Annotated in this window: 14 protein-coding genes; 8 read left to right on the top strand and 6 right to left on the bottom strand. The window is 45.8% G+C overall.

The annotated features are described in order from the left end of the window. Nucleotides 1-77: 77 nt before the first annotated feature. The 5 genes from mnmE to rpmH form a co-directional block, all read right to left on the bottom strand. Nucleotides 78-1457, bottom strand: coding sequence for a tRNA uridine-5-carboxymethylaminomethyl(34) synthesis GTPase MnmE (gene mnmE / locus ASG81_RS19340; protein ID WP_056637868.1), 1380 nt, complete (start codon nt 1455-1457; stop codon nt 78-80). 96 nt (nt 1458-1553) lie between these two features. Next, complete coding sequence (jag, locus tag ASG81_RS19335; RefSeq protein WP_056637865.1) at nt 1554-2177, bottom strand: RNA-binding cell elongation regulator Jag/EloR; 624 nt, start codon at nt 2175-2177, stop codon at nt 1554-1556. Beyond that, complete coding sequence (locus ASG81_RS19330) at nt 2174-2971, bottom strand: YidC/Oxa1 family membrane protein insertase (RefSeq protein ID WP_056637862.1); 798 nt, start codon at nt 2969-2971, stop codon at nt 2174-2176. The genes jag and ASG81_RS19330 overlap by 4 nt, the downstream gene beginning before the upstream one ends. A gap of 341 nt (nt 2972-3312) precedes the next feature. Continuing rightward, on the bottom strand, nt 3313-3684 hold the full coding sequence (gene rnpA / locus ASG81_RS19325) for a ribonuclease P protein component (protein WP_056637861.1): 372 nt from the start codon (nt 3682-3684) through the stop codon (nt 3313-3315). Between the two features lie 130 nt (nt 3685-3814). After that, nucleotides 3815-3949, bottom strand: a complete 135-nt coding sequence (gene rpmH / locus ASG81_RS30025; protein ID WP_054025773.1) for a 50S ribosomal protein L34 — start codon at nt 3947-3949, stop codon at nt 3815-3817. A 602-nt stretch (nt 3950-4551) separates the two neighbouring features. Here rpmH and dnaA point away from each other — a divergent pair. From dnaA to gyrB, 6 genes are all read left to right on the top strand, one after another. Further along, nucleotides 4552-5907, top strand: coding sequence for a chromosomal replication initiator protein DnaA (dnaA, locus tag ASG81_RS19320; protein WP_056637857.1), 1356 nt, complete (start codon nt 4552-4554; stop codon nt 5905-5907). 230 nt (nt 5908-6137) lie between these two features. Next, the gene (gene dnaN / locus ASG81_RS19315; protein WP_056637854.1) at nt 6138-7280 is read left to right on the top strand and encodes a DNA polymerase III subunit beta; all 1143 of its coding nucleotides are present in this window, start codon (nt 6138-6140) and stop codon (nt 7278-7280) included. 37 nt (nt 7281-7317) lie between these two features. After that, a complete protein-coding gene (gene yaaA, locus ASG81_RS19310) occupies nt 7318-7533 on the top strand; it encodes a S4 domain-containing protein YaaA (protein ID WP_056637852.1) in 216 nt (71 codons plus the stop codon). 27 nt (nt 7534-7560) lie between these two features. Continuing rightward, nucleotides 7561-8670, top strand: coding sequence for a DNA replication/repair protein RecF (recF, locus tag ASG81_RS19305; protein WP_056637849.1), 1110 nt, complete (start codon nt 7561-7563; stop codon nt 8668-8670). A 30-nt stretch (nt 8671-8700) separates the two neighbouring features. Next, on the top strand, nt 8701-8952 hold the full coding sequence (gene remB / locus ASG81_RS19300) for an extracellular matrix regulator RemB (RefSeq protein WP_056637846.1): 252 nt from the start codon (nt 8701-8703) through the stop codon (nt 8950-8952). 46 nt (nt 8953-8998) lie between these two features. After that, nucleotides 8999-10909, top strand: coding sequence for a DNA topoisomerase (ATP-hydrolyzing) subunit B (gene gyrB / locus ASG81_RS19295; protein WP_056637842.1), 1911 nt, complete (start codon nt 8999-9001; stop codon nt 10907-10909). 31 nt (nt 10910-10940) lie between these two features. On the opposite strand, the gene ASG81_RS19290 is transcribed toward gyrB, so the two are convergent. Further along, complete coding sequence (locus ASG81_RS19290) at nt 10941-11714, bottom strand: YheC/YheD family protein (protein ID WP_056637839.1); 774 nt, start codon at nt 11712-11714, stop codon at nt 10941-10943. A 285-nt stretch (nt 11715-11999) separates the two neighbouring features. On the opposite strand from ASG81_RS19290, the gene gyrA reads away from it, so the two are divergent. Continuing rightward, on the top strand, nt 12000-14483 hold the full coding sequence (gene gyrA, locus ASG81_RS19285; RefSeq protein WP_056637835.1) for a DNA gyrase subunit A: 2484 nt from the start codon (nt 12000-12002) through the stop codon (nt 14481-14483). 105 nt (nt 14484-14588) lie between these two features. After that, on the top strand, nt 14589-15662 hold the full coding sequence (locus ASG81_RS19280; RefSeq protein WP_056637832.1) for an HD-GYP domain-containing protein: 1074 nt from the start codon (nt 14589-14591) through the stop codon (nt 15660-15662). Nucleotides 15663-15997 lie beyond the last annotated feature (335 nt).

The raw sequence follows: 15997 nt of genomic DNA, 5'->3' as shown, positions 1-15997 counted from the left end.
ACCATTCAACATGGCCTATCTCATACAACATACTCTCATAAGCATAAACTAAATTTGGCGGGAAAGCCTGCTTCCATTTATTTCCCTAAACAAAACTGCGAGAAAATTTGGTCGATCAATGAATCGCCGGCTTCGTCGCCGAGAATTTCGCCAAGCGACTCCCATGCCGAACGCGCATCGATTTGAATAAGATCAATCGGAATACCCACGTCCGACGCTTCTATTGCATCAACCAGCGATTGCCGCGCACGTTTCAGCAAAGCAATATGTCGAACGTTGCTGACATAAGTCAAATCGCCTGATTCGAGCTGACCCTCAAAAAACATCTCACTTATTGTCTTCTCTAGTCGATCGAGTCCATTTTCCTCAAGAACCGACATTCCCACAATCGAATCGGCAGAAATCGACTCCTCCACCACCTCAATTTCTAATTGACGCGGTAAGTCAGTCTTATTTACGATTGCAATCACGGGTCGATCCTTCAATTGCTGCAGCAGCTCACGATCCTCTGCTTGCAATGGCTCATTATTGTTAAGCACCAACAAAATAAGATCCGCTTCTTCTAGTGCATTTCGCGAACGCTCGACTCCAATTCGCTCAACCACATCCGATGTTTCGCGAATGCCAGCAGTATCGAGCAGTCGAAGCGGAATTCCGTTTAATGCAACAAACTGCTCAATGACATCCCGGGTCGTTCCCGGGATATCCGTAACGATCGCTTTATTCTCCTGCGTCAGCACATTCATAAGAGATGATTTGCCGACATTCGGGCGTCCGACAATTGCCGTCACGATGCCTTCTCGTAATATTTTGCCTTCATTCGCCGTTTTTAGCAGACGATCTATTTCATCAATAGCAGAATCGCATTGGTCACGAATGAACGAGCTCGTCATTTCCTCAACGTCATGCTCCGGATAATCAATGTTTACTTCAATATGGGCAAGCAGCTCAATGACTGTCTGCCTTAACGCCTTAATCCTTTTCGACAGAACTCCCTCCGCTTGCTTTCGGGCAACGGAAAAAGCGCGATCCGATTTTGACCGGATCAAATCGATAACGGCCTCCGCCTGCATCAGGTCAATCCGGCCATTCAGGAAAGCTCGCTTCGTGAACTCTCCTGGCTCCGCTGTACGGTAGCCATTTAGCTGCAATACGACATCAAGCACTTTCTTGACGGCAATGACGCCGCCATGCGCATTGATCTCAACGACATCTTCCGCGGTAAAGGAGCGAGGCCCGCGCATTAGCGTCACCAGCACTTCCTCTACCTCTTCGCCCGACGAAGGATCAATGATATGTCCATAATGCAGCGTATGTGTTTCTGCATCCTGCAGACTTATTTTCGAACGAAAAACCGTTGCGATTCCGGAAATTGCCTCCGGTCCGCTTACTCTAATAATGGCGATGCCGCCCTCTCCGACCGCTGTCGAAATAGCTGCTATCGTATCATGTACCATTGCTGTCAGCACCTCTCAAATGGAAAAACAGCAATGACCATTATGAGCCATTGCTGTGGATAGCGTATAGATTCGTATATATTTAAACGGTATACCTTATTGCCTCAGCGCAATGACAACTCGCCGATTCGGCTCGTCGCCCTTACTGAACGTCTTCACCTTAGGATGGTTCTGCAGCTGCGAATGAATCACTTTGCGCTCATGCGGTGACATTGGCTCGAGGACAACTTCTTTCCTCGTGCGAATGACTCGTCCCGCCAAACGATCGGATAAATCCGCTAACGTCTTGCGGCGGCGCTCCCGAAAATCCTCTGCATCAAGTACGATACGCAAATGACTGTCTGAGTAACGATTAGCCACAATATTAACCAAGTACTGCAATGCATCCAACGTTTGTCCGCGACGTCCAATCAGCATACCAAGATCCCCGGTGCCAGATACGGCCAGATGAGTGCCTTCTCTTGTTTGCTTTCGATCGATATTCACTTGCAGGCCCATCGTACCAGCTACTTCACGGAGAAATTTCTCCGCTTCCAGCATAGGATCGGGAATAAGCTCAAGCTCGACTTTCGCTTCCTTTGCGCCAAACAGTCCAAAAAAACCTTTAGTGGGCTGCTCCAGCACAATTTGTTTAACGCGGTCTTCAGTTACTTGCAATTGTGTTAGTCCGTTACGTACAGCATCTTCTACCGTCTTCCCCGATGCAACGATTTTCTTCATTTCGCAGGGGCCTCCTTACCCTTGTCAGATGAACGAACGTACAGGAAGTAGTTTTGGACAATTGTGTAAATGTTGCTGTAAACCCAGTATAGCGGAAGCGCTGCTGGGAACGAGATCGCCATAACAAAAATAAGCACTGGGAAAATCGCCAGCATCATACCCATGCCCGGCATCGTTTGAGTTTGCTGCTTCTGCATCATCTTAGACTGTATGAAAGTCGTTGCGGCAGCCAGGAGCGGGAGGAAATAATAGGTCCAGCCACCCTCGTTAGCGCTTTTACCAAGCTCAAACCAAAGGAACGTATGCTCACGAATATCAGGGTTCATGTAAATCGAGTTGTAAAGCGCGATAAAGACCGGCATTTGAACAATAAGCGGCAAGCAGCCTGCCATCGGATTAACTTTATTCGTCTGGAACAGCTTCATCGTTTCCTCTTGCTGCTTCTGCGGGTTATCCTTGTATTTCTTCTTGATCTCAGCCATTTGCGGCTGCAAAGCCTGCATGGCCTTCGAGCTGCGGTATTGCTTAAGCGTTAACGGTAAAATCAGAGTTCTTACAATGATCGTCAGAAGCAATATAGCAAGTCCGTAGGAATCGCCAAACCAGCCTGCGAACGTATCAAGCGTAATTGCAAAATAATAGACGACGTTTTTCTCCCAGAAGTTTCCGTGCAATAAATCAGCAGTCTCCGTCGTCTTGGTTGTTGGAGCGCCACAGCCTGCGAGCACACCCATCAACAGAACAAGACCAAGCACTAAAATCCATTTCTTGTTTTTAGTCCAGAACAACAACATTAAAACTCCTCTCTGAGAGCCATTACATCAAGCGTAAACGGCTGGTGCCATCCTAGCGGCAAAAGCTTGTTTCGCGATGAAATATAAGTTATGTATAGAAGTTAAGCTTATACCTGCTTATATTTCAAACGTAAACGGCTATGGCCATACTCTTGCGGCACAGCATATGTTTCGGGCTTGAAATATAGGTTCTGTACATCTTATACATTATTATATTTCCATTCTAGACTATACCATAATTTATGGGACAAAGAAACAACGAGACTGTACATGCATCCGCTTTCTTCACTCATGCTGCATATCATTTTTCAGGTACGCAAAGAAAGCCTGCAGAATAACGTTTAATCTGCCTGCTTCTCCTTCACATGACCAGAGCTCTTCAGCAAGCCGGCCTTCTTCAATACATGAAGAACGCTCTTCTCCATTTCCTTCATCTTCATCATCGTAGCCGGTTTTCTTACTATTAGTATGAAGTCGGTTTTTGGAACGATCCGATTTGCTTGATGACGCACGATTTCCTTAATCATTCGGCGCATCCGGTTGCGCACAACCGCATTTCCTATTTTCTTGCTCGCGGATACTCCGAGGCGAAACGGCTCCGCCGATGGCTGCTTAGACCAATAGACGACGAATTGCCCATTCGCAAACGATTTACCGCCTCGATAAATTCGGCTAAAGTCTTCACGGTTGCGAAGACGCAATTTTCTATGCACGACTGATGGTCACCGTTCTTTCGTAGATCTTCTACTAAGTATCGCCAGCAATGGAGCAGCTTAAGCAGCCTGCTCCCTGCCCCTCACCCTCATAAGCAAAAAAAAAAGACCACCGGACGTGGTCTTCTGCTTATGCGCTTAGTACTTTTCTTCCTCTTTGACGACGCGCTGCCAAAACTTTACGTCCGTTCTTCGTGCTCATCCGTTTGCGGAATCCATGCACTTTCGCGCGTTTGCTTACATTAGGTCTAAATGTAGGTCTCATCGTTCTGCACCTCCTATACTGCGTGTTTCCAATCAAGCGTAAACGGCTCTCGCCGCCTTATATGACGGAGCAGCATCGTTTCGCAACCTTATATTTAAAAAAACGCTTTTTTTATTAAACCACGTTGGCCGACAAAAGTCAATGTTCAGCTCTTACCTTATCTTGTTGATAAAAGGTTTTGATTTACGGCTGTGGATAAACGCATGAAACGGCTCCGTTTATCAAAAACTAATAACATGTGCACAATCCAAAAGAGCATCGAACGAACTTTGTCGAAATCTTAACAAGATATAAACAATATGTAGTGGTGTAGATAACTTTTATACACAAGCAGTTGAGAATGTGGATAAAATATGCGAATTCGTTGAAATATAAGGCATCTTTTGCTATGATAATTATGTTTTCATTGTGGATTAGATCGTTATCACCTCAGTTTTATCAACAGCCTGTGGATAACATTGTGAACAAACTCATCCCCTATTTATAACTCATTCGCTTATTCATCTTTATAATGTGGATGCATTCGTTATAATACCCTGATTTTCGACAATTTTTCTTGTAACTGCGCCATTCGAGGCGATTTGGATAAGGAGTGACAGTCTGTGGACAGCCATACCTATGATTTATGGCAGCAAGTGTTGTCGATCATCCAGACTAAATTAAGCAAGCCGAGCTTTGACACCTGGTTCAAAGCAACGAAGGCTTCTTTTGTCGATGATTCCATGCTTGAAGTAACAGCGCCGACAACATTTGCGGCCGAATGGCTGGAGGGCCGTTATACAAAATTAATAAGAACGACGCTGTTCGAGTTTTTGGGCAGGCAGGTCGATGTTCGCTTCTCTATTGAAGAACCGAAGAGCGCGGAGCCGTCTTATATGTTTCCGCCGAAAACGGTGAATTCCCCAGTCTTGAATGAAGAAGCAGCGCCTACTCATTTGCTTAACCCGAAATATACGTTTGATACATTCGTAATCGGGGCCAACAACCGTTTTGCGCATGCTGCTTCGCTTGCTGTCGCGGAAGCGCCGGCCAAAGCCTATAATCCTTTGTTTTTGTACGGTGGCGTCGGGCTTGGAAAAACCCACTTAATGCATGCGATCGGCCATTACATCATGGATCACAACCCGAATACGAAAGTGCTCTATATTTCATCCGAGAAATTTACGAATGAATTCATTAACGCTATCCGTGATAACCGTGGCGAGAGCTTCCGTACGAAATATCGCAATATCGACGTCCTTCTCATTGATGATATTCAATTTTTAGCGGGAAAAGAGCAGACGCAGGAGGAGTTTTTCCACACCTTTAACGCGCTGCACGAGGAACGAAAGCAAATCGTCATCTCCAGCGACCGGCCGCCAAAAGAAATTCCAACGCTGGAAGAACGGTTGCGTTCCCGGTTTGAATGGGGGCTCATTACCGATATTCAGCCGCCGGACCTGGAGACGCGTATCGCCATTTTGCGCAAGAAGGCCCGGGCCGAAAATTTAGATATCCCTAACGAAGCGATGATCTATATCGCCAACCAGATCGATACGAACATTCGTGAATTGGAGGGCGCCCTTATTAGGGTAGTCGCTTATTCATCCTTAATAAACGCTGATATTTCATCACATTTGGCAGCAGAAGCGCTAAAGGACATCATTCCTTCAAGCCGGCCAAGAATGATTACGATGCATGATATTCAGACAAAAGTCGGGGAGTTCTACGGACTGCGGCTGGAGGAGTTCAAAGCGCGGAAAAGAACGAAGGCTGTCGCCTATCCGAGGCAAATCGCCATGTATTTATCCCGTGAGCTGACCGATTTCTCGCTTCCTAAGATCGGCGAAGCATTTGGAGGCCGTGACCACACGACAGTCATCCATGCTCATGAAAAAATTTCGCAGCAGCTTAAAATAGATCAGGACCTGTACAAAATCATTCAAAACCTGACAGAAAAAATCAAAAATCATATGTGAACAACTAAGCAAGCCTATACACACGCTATGCACATGTGGATAGGCTTGCTTTATCGGTCTTCCACGGGGTTATCCACATATTCAGTGCCCCTACTACTACGACTACTAAAAAATCTTTAAAAAACATCATCAAATAAGCGTAAATGGCGATTGCCTTCCTTTGGCGGCAACAGCTCGTTTCGCGTGAACCCATACTCGGATAAATCTATAAGAACGCTAGGAGTGAAAACATGAAATTATCAATCTCAAAAAATGAATTAAACGATGCGATACAACAAGTAGCGAAAGCAGCATCATCAAGGCCGGCCATACCCATACTCGGCGGTATTAAAATCGAGGTTACCCATCTTGGCGTAACGCTTACCGCCAGCGATACCGATATATCCATTCAAAGCTTTATCCCTGTGGAAAGAGATCAATTCGTTATTGCACATGTGGATAAACCCGGAAGCGTCGTTTTACCTGCTAAATTTTTTGTCGAAATCGTAAAGAAGCTTCCATCCGAGCAAGTCATTATCGAAGTGAGCAATACTTACCAGACGATCATTCGTTCCGGATCAACGGAAATCCAAATGGTGGGACTTGATCCTGAGGAATTCCCGGTGCTCCCTTCCATCGAGCAGAACGAATTATTGCAAATGCCAGGCGATCTATTAAAAGCGATGATTCGTCAGACCGTTCTAGCAGCTTCGGCAAGCGAACAAACGCCAATTTTAACAGGTGTACTATGGAATTTGCTCGAAGGCGAGCTGAAATTTGTAGCAACCGACCGCCATCGTCTAGCCAGCCGCAGCGCTCAGGTAGATATCGACACGCAGTTCAAGTTCAGTAATGTTGTAATTTCAGCCAAAACGCTTATTGAGCTGTCGAAGCTCGTTCCTGAGCAAAACGCGCTCATAGATATCGTGGTAGCAGACAATCAGGTTCTATTTAAGCTAGGAAACGTATTGTTCTATACGCGTATTCTCGATGGGACTTATCCCGATACTTCTAAGATTATTCCGCAAACCTTCAAAACAGAACTTGTTCTCGATACAAAAAATGTAATGGACGCCATCGACCGTGCTTACCTCATGTCTCGCGAGGAAAAAACGAATATCGTGCGCCTCATGACGCTTGAAGACGGAACCATCGAAATATCGTCCAGCTCGACTGAGCTAGGCCGCGTAACGGAGCAGCTCGAACCCAAGGAATTTAACGGTGAACCGCTTCGCATCGCATTTAACTCGAAATATATGCTTGATGTGCTTAAAGTAATCGACAGTGAGCAATTGTTTATTGGCTTTACAGGCGCAATGAGCCCAATTATTATTCGCCCGATGGATCATGCATACAGCATGTATGTCATCTTGCCTTATAGAACAACGGGCTAACAGAGAACTTAAGCGAAGAAAGGAATGACCTATTTCGATGAAGGAAATCGGCATCAAAACGGAATATATAACGCTTGGCCAATTTTTGAAGCTGTCCGATTGCATTTCAACCGGCGGCCATGCTAAGTTCTTTCTTCAAGAGAACACCGTGATCATTAACGGGGAAGCGGATAACCGCAGAGGAAGAAAGTTGTATGCTGGGGATAAAGTAGAGGTTGAAGGCTGCGGCGTCTTTACGGTAGGTAAAGCGTAACGCACCAACGGACCGGGAGGTCGAAACGTGTTTTTAACGAGCATACAGCTGCAAAATTACCGGAACTATAGTGAGCTCGACCTGCAGACGCCTAATAAGGTCAATGTATTTCTTGGGCCGAATGCCCAAGGCAAAACCAACTTGCTGGAAGCGATATTCGTGCTTGCTCTAACCAAGTCGCATCGCACATCGAAGGATAAGGAGCTTATTGGCTGGCAGGCCGATTCTGCCCGCATTGCAGGCGAGGTCGACAAAAAATACGGGTCGATCAAGCTGGATCTCCTATTTTCCACGCAAGGCAAGAAAGCGAAAATTAACGGGCTCGAGCAGCGAAAGCTGAGTGATTTTATCGGTTCTCTCAATGTTGTGATGTTTGCGCCGGAGGATCTTGAAATCGTGAAAGGAACGCCGGGTGTACGAAGACGGTTTCTCGATATGGAAATCGGACAAGTGCAGCCCGGCTATTTGTATACGCTGCAGCAGTATGGAAAAGTGCTTCAGCAGCGGAATAACTTTTTGAAGGCTTCTTACCCCGGAGGAGCTAATCAGACTATGCTGGACGTGTGGAATATGCAGCTGGCAGAGCATGGTGTTAAAATCATGAAAAAAAGGAAACACTTTATACATAAATTACAAACGTTTGCTGAACAAATTCATGCGGGCATAACAAACGGCGCCGAGCAGCTCACTATTGAGTATCGTCCTTCTTTTGACACGGATGCCCTGCAAGATGAAACTGTTTTATTTGATCAATTTATGATAAAGTTAACACAGGTGAAAGATCAGGAGATTCGCAGAGGCGTTACGCTCGTCGGGCCACATCGCGATGATCTGGCGTTTTTTATTAACGGCAAAGAGGCACAAACATTCGGCTCCCAAGGGCAGCAGCGAACGACGGCCCTATCTTTGAAATTGGCAGAAATAGAGCTCATTAACGAGGAAATCGGAGAATATCCGATTTTGCTGCTTGATGACGTGCTATCGGAGCTCGACCAGAATCGTCAGACGCAGCTTATTGAGACATTTCAGAGTAAAGTACAAACCTTTATTACTACGACCGGCCTTGAGAGCGTGAATGTGAGCAGGCTTCAGGATGCCGGCATCTACCATGTACGTGACGGCCGAGTGACACGTTAAGCTGCGAATAGGAGAGGTGACGAAGAGGATATGTACATCCATTTGGGCGGCGAGAAAATAATCCGGGCTGCGGAGCTGGTGGCCATTTTTGATATTTCTATCGAGCAATCCTCTAAACTATCCAAGCAATTCGTTGCGGGAGCACGTAAGCGTAAAGATGTTGAAACGATAGGCGAGGAAGATCCGAAATCGATCGTTGTGACGAAGCAGAAAATATATTATTCGCCTATTTCATCCTCTACGTTGAAAAAACGGGCCCATCATTTTGCAGCAAACGGCTAGAGCTAAGGCGAACAGGAAGAGCAGTTGAGAGGAGCAGTGAAGTTGCATGTCTTTGGAACAGCATACGTATGACGAGAGTCAGATACAGGTACTGGAAGGATTAGAAGCGGTACGCAAACGTCCGGGGATGTATATTGGCTCCACTAGTGGCAAAGGTCTCCACCATCTCGTATGGGAGGTTGTCGATAACAGTATTGACGAGGCTTTGGCTGGTTATTGCACGAAAATTGAAGTTATCGTGCATGAGAATAACAGCGTAACCGTTATCGATAATGGACGCGGTATTCCCGTAGGCGAGAATGCGAAACTGAAAAAATCGACGCTAGAAGTCGTTATGACTGTTTTGCATGCAGGTGGTAAGTTTGGCGGAGAGGGCTATAAAGTATCCGGCGGCTTGCACGGGGTCGGCGTATCGGTCGTAAACGCGCTGTCCGAGCTCGTCATTGTTCAAGTAAAACGCGAAGGCCATATTTATCAGCAAGAGTACCGCAAGGGCGCTCCGCAGTATGATATCAAAATAATTGGCGATACGACGGAGACGGGCACTCAGGTTACGTTTACGCCGGATAGCGAAATTTTCACTGAAACAACCGTATATGACTACGAGACGCTGCAGTCGCGTATTCGCGAGCTCGCGTTTTTGAATAAAGGAATTGAGATTGTACTTTCCGATGAGCGGACGGGTGTGTCGAATTCGTTTAAGTACGAGGGCGGCATTAACGAGTTTGTCAAATACTTGAATCGTAATCGCGAGGCGCTCCATGAACAGCCGATTTATGTTGAAGGGGCGAAGGATCATATTCATGTAGAGGTCGCTTTGCAATATAACGACAGCTACACTGAAAACATTTATTCGTTTGCGAACAATATCAATACACATGAGGGCGGTACGCATGAATCCGGCTTTAAGAGCGCCCTGACGCGTATTATAAACGACTATGCCCGTAAAACGAACTTAATCAAGGACAATGATTCGAACTTCTCTGGGGACGATGTGCGGGAAGGCTTGACTGCGATTATTTCCGTCAAAATTCCAGAGCCGCAATTCGAGGGACAAACGAAGACGAAGCTTGGCAACAGTGAAGTGCGCGGAATCGTGGAGTCGTTCTTTGCCGAGAAGCTGCAGGAATTTCTTGATGAAAACCCGTCGGTATCCCGCAAAATCGTAGAGAAGGGCTTGCAGGCCGCGCGTGCCCGGGAAGCAGCGCGTAAAGCGCGTGAGCTGACTCGTCGTAAAAGCGCGCTTGAGGTTGGTTCTCTGCCTGGTAAGCTTGCCGATTGCTCCTCAAAGGACGCATCGATCAGTGAGCTGTATATCGTAGAAGGTGACTCAGCCGGCGGCTCGGCGAAGCAAGGTCGCGATCGCCATTTCCAAGCGATTTTGCCGCTGCGCGGTAAGATTTTGAACGTGGAGAAGGCACGCCTCGATCGAATTCTTGGCAATACGGAAATTCGGGCGATCATTACGGCGCTCGGTACCGGCATTAGCGATGAATTTGACCTTTCTAAAGCGCGTTATCACAAAATCATTATTATGACCGATGCTGACGTCGATGGTGCTCACATTCGCACGCTTATGCTGACATTCTTCTATCGCTACATGCGTCAAATTTTAGAGGCGGGCTATATTTATATCGCACAGCCTCCACTATTCAAAATTGAACGCAATAAGGTTATTCGCTACGCGCAAACCGAAAAGGAACGCGATAGAATCATTGCTGAATTCGGTGAAGGCGTGAAAGTAAACATTCAGCGCTATAAAGGACTTGGCGAAATGAACGCTACTCAGCTATGGGAGACTACGATGGACCCGGAAAGCCGAACGATGCTGCAGGTAACGATCGAGGATGCCATTGAAGCCGATGTCGTGTTCGATACGCTCATGGGCGATAATGTCGAACCACGCCGTGAGTTTATTCAAAAATATGCGAGATATGTAACGAATCTAGATTTTTAATCATAAAGAACTGCATGGAAGAAGCCGACCATCAAGGGCGGCTTCTTCTTTTTTTGAAACGGCCGTATGCTTTAGCATACCGATAAACTTTTTGAAAGACGCTTTGATCGGGCAGCTTCCGGAAAATAAAAGGATCGGGAGATGTATTCACTTCCAGAATCCAAGGATGAAGTTTCGCATCGATCGCAATATCAACGCCAAGTTCTTTGAGATTCGGATACGTTTCCTGCAGGTTGTTTGCAATGGAGATGCACAGCTTTCTTAGCCGGTTTTTAAATGCTGCGAGCTCGGAGGAGGTAGAATGATCGGCCATGAGTCGATCGATGGCCATCGGAGTACCTCCGCTATGGTAGTTTGTAACGATTTTTGCCGGATGGGCAAGACGTCCGATAATGCCGGTCACTTCCCATTCATTGCGCAAGTTTTTTTGAACCATAACGCGTATATCGAAGCGGCGCTTCTGATGACGAAGCAAGTGGATTCCTCTTTGAACAAGGTAGCTGCGCTTCTTCTTTTGCTTTACGAGCTGCTTAAAGAGCTGATCGAAAGTGGTGCTGAATATGGCCTTCGTATTCATTTGGAATCGGTAGCCGATTGATGGAACAGTCGTTCTTTCAACACGAATGATGCCATTTCCATGCATACCGTTTATCGGCTTAACATAAACCATGCCGTAATCACTTAGCATCGATTGAAGGCTGCTGCGGCTAAATAGCTTCGTTGTAGGCATATACTGGCGTAAATATTCAGATTTAAGCATGATGTTTGTTTTAGTCCATTTACTTTGGACGCGTTGAATGCTCAACAATTTTTCTCCTCTCATAAAGCCTCTTTACGCATATAGGATTTCAAATGATGCAGGAGACAGACTTATAATTGAGTGGTATAATGAAAGTTGGGTTTGTTTATTTTATGGCAGTTTTACGTAAATGGAGAGCGGTAATTCACCTATTTTTTATGACGAATTATGTAATATTCACGGGAATTCCAAAAGCATGAGCGAAAAAGGTTTATATGCTCGCTTTTTGAGAAAGTAATATAAGAGTTATGATGATTCAAGAAGCTATAGATGGCGTTAGGGAGGTAAATCATGGCGGAAGAACAACGTATATCTATAAGAGATCGGGATATTGGTACGGAGATGCGGGATTCCTTTATGGATTACGCTATGAGTATCATTGTAAGCCGTGCTCTCCCCGATGTTAGGGATGGTTTAAAGCCGGTGCATCGACGCATTTTGTATGCGATGTCTGAGCTGGGCATGTCGCCAGACAAGCCCCATAAGAAGTCGGCGAGAATCGTAGGGGAAGTAATCGGTAAGTACCATCCGCACGGTGATTCGGCTGTATATGAGTCGATGGTACGGATGGCGCAGGATTTCTCCATGCGTTATATGCTCGTTGATGGACACGGGAACTTCGGTTCGATCGATGGTGACTTTGCAGCTGCAATGCGTTATACGGAAGCGCGTCTTTCGAAGATAGCAATGGAATTGTTACGTGATATCAACAAGGAAACGATTGATTTCGCGCCCAACTATGATGGTGAAGAATCGGAGCCGGTTGTATTGCCAGCGCGTTATCCTAACCTGCTCGTTAACGGGGTTACGGGGATTGCCGTCGGTATGGCTACGAATATTCCTCCACATAACTTGAACGAGGTTATTGATGGGGTTCAGGCTCTAATTGTTAACCCGGATATAACGCCAGTTGAGTTAATGGAATATATAAAAGGCCCCGATTTCCCGACAGCCGGTTTTGTAATGGGCCGCCAGGGTATCAGGCAAGCTTATTTGACAGGCCGCGGTTCCGTAACAATGCGGGCAAGGGCGACTATCGAGGAGAATAACGGCAAAGCACGTATCATTGTGCATGAGTTGCCCTATCAAGTCATTAAGGCGCGTTTAGTTGAGAAAATTGCAGAGCTCGTTCGCGAGAAGAAGATCGAAGGCATTACTGATTTACGTGATGAATCCGACCGTAACGGTATGCGTGTTGTTATAGAGCTTCGCCGAGACGTCAACCCAAGCATAGTGCTGAACAATTTGTACAAACATACGCAGTTGCAATCTAACTTTGGCATTAACATGCTCGCACTCGTGAATGGCGAGCCTAAGACGCTTAACATACGCGATATGCTCTATCATTATTTGCAGCACCAAATCGAGGTTATTCGTCGTCGTACCGAATTCGAATTGAAGAAAGCAGAGGCTAGGGCACACATTCTTGAAGGTTTGCGAATTGCGCTTGACCATTTGGATGAGGTAATCGCATTAATTCGCGGTTCCCAGACGGCCGATCAAGCACGCGAAGGATTGATTACAAGATTCTCGCTCAGCCATGAGCAGGCGCAAGCGATTTTGGATATGCGCTTGCAACGTCTGACTGGTTTGGAAAGAGACAAAATCGAAGCAGAATACGCAGAGCTTATGCGTAAAATTGCTGAATATAAGGCGATTTTAGCCGATGAGCAGCTTGTGCTTGATATCATTAGCACGGAGCTTGCTGAATTGAAGGATCGTTTCGGCGATGAGCGCCGGACAGAGCTGATGGCGAGCGATGAAGAGATTCTGGACGAGGATCTTATTCCTCGTGAGGATGTTATTATCTCAATTACCCACTCTGGCTATATCAAGCGTTTGCCGGTCGGTACGTATCGCAGCCAAAAGCGCGGTGGTAAAGGTGTAGTCGGCATGGGTACTAAGAATGATGACTTTGTCGAGCATTTGTTTGTATCCAATACGCATCACTATCTGCTGTTCTTTACGAACAAAGGTAAGGTATACAAGCTCAAAGCCTATGAAATTCCCGATCTCAACCGTACAGCTCGCGGAACGCCGATCATTAACCTGATTCAAATCGAACAAGGCGAGACGATTAACGCAGTTATACCGGTGCAAGAATTCGATTCGGAGCACTTCTTGTTCTTTGCTACAAGACAAGGGGTTGTGAAGAAGACTCCGCTTGATGACTATGTCAACATCCGGAAAGTCGGATTAATCGCTATCTCGCTCCGTGAGGACGATGATTTAATCGGCGTGAAGCTGACCGACGGCAATCAGGAAATCATCATGGGGACGGCGCAGGGAATGTCCATTCGTTACTCGGAGCAGGATGTTCGCTCGATGGGACGTTCGGCTACCGGCGTGAAAGGTATCCAACTCGATGATGATGATACGGTTATTGATATGGACGTAATCGTACCTGATAAAGATATTCTTATCGTTACCTCGAAAGGCTACGGCAAGCGGACTCCAGTCGCCGATTACCGTATTCAAAACCGTGGCGGTAAAGGAATTAAGACGCTTAACGTAACCGATAAGAATGGACCTATCGTATCGCTTAAGGTCGTTGAGAATGATGAGGACCTTATGATAATGACTGCATCCGGAACAATGATCCGTACCAGTATGGAAGGCATATCTACGATGGGCCGGAATACGCAGGGTGTAAGACTCATTAACACGCGTGAGGATGATACGGTAGCGACTGTTACCCGCGTTGCCCGCAACGAAGATAATGAAGTGCTGGATGAGAATGAAGAGCAAGACACCGGCGAAACACCAATAGAATAGAGAAAGCGGACACAGCTGATACCGCCATACGGCGGCTCAGCTTGCGTATCGCAGAGCTATATAAATGTCAGATATAATAATCAGGCACAAGGGGAGAGGACACTCGTGGCAGCGGTAACGTTATCACAGCTTAAGCTAGGCGAAAAAATCAGTGAAGATGTCCTCACCCCGCTTGGCAGTATTCTTTTTCAAAAGGGAAGGGTTATTACATCCAAAGAAATAGAAATACTACAAGCATTCCTTATCACGAATGTTGAAGTCGAATTAAACCAAGCATCAAGCAAAACACGTGAGGATGCAGATGATAATACGGGAAAGGCAGCGAACCCGGTAGCTGCCGCGTCTTCCCTTCATAAAGAGTATGACAAAATGATTATTGTGTTACGGCAAGTTTTTAACTCTTTTGTAGCCGGTCAAGCTATGCCGGTTATGGATATTCGAAAGCAACTTGAGAAGTTGCTGGAGCATATTAAGAGCTATAACTTGTTGACCTTCATACCGCGTCTATTTATGGAGAAGGACTATCTGCTGCATAACAGCATCACATCCGCATTAACTTCCTATCAAATTGCGCAATGGACCGGCTTTCCTCAAAAGGATTGGATGCAAATCGCATTTGCTGGCTTATTGCATGATATCGGCAACGTACGAATCGACAACGCAATTTTGACGAAGCCCAATACGTTATCGGTAGAAGAGAAAGAAGAAATGATGCGCCACACGGTTCTCGGTTATCAACTGCTCAAAAATGTACCTTCTCTTAATGAAGGTGTGAAGATGGCTGCGCTGCAGCATCATGAGAAGGTTGACGGAACGGGATATCCACTCGGGATAGATGCGACGAAGATCCATCCTTATGCCAAAATCGTAGCTATTGCTGATATTTTTCATGCAATGACTTTGAACAAGGCTTATCGGAAGGCAGCTTCTCCTTATCTCGTTCTGGAACAAATTCAAAGTGATGCTTTTGGCAAGCTGGATCCGGCTTATGTTCGTACATTTATTGAGAAGGCTACCCAGTTCCATAATGGAACTATCGTAAAGCTAAGTGATGAACGCATGGGGGAAATTGTATTCTCGGATCGGAATTATCCGACTAGACCGTGGGTATCAATTGATGGAACAATCGTAAACCTAATCGTTGATCGTAATCTTCATATAAAAGAAGTTCTCAGATAAGGAGCTTCTTCAATAATAAACAGTAAGTATGGGTGCACCGCAGAAAGGCTGGTTTAAGCTTTCTCGGCGGATTATCATACTTGCTGTTTTTTTATTGCCGGAAAAGACTAGATATATGGGAACGAATTATTGTAAAAACGATAATAACAATAACGGGGTTAATACTAAAAACTAATTTACAAAAAAATTTTAAAAAACACTTGCATTAACTTGGGCGCCTGTGATATATTATCTAAGTCGCCAACGAGACACACGGTCGACACGAAAGAAAAGATTGCTCTTTGAAAACTGAACAACGAGTAATAACTGCCTCGCAAATCCTTCGGGATGAGCGA

The sequence above is a fragment of the Paenibacillus sp. Soil522 genome, from assembly GCF_001428245.1.
Lineage (GTDB): Bacteria > Bacillota > Bacilli > Paenibacillales > Paenibacillaceae > Pristimantibacillus.
This window is presented reverse-complemented; position numbering and strand designations above follow the sequence as displayed.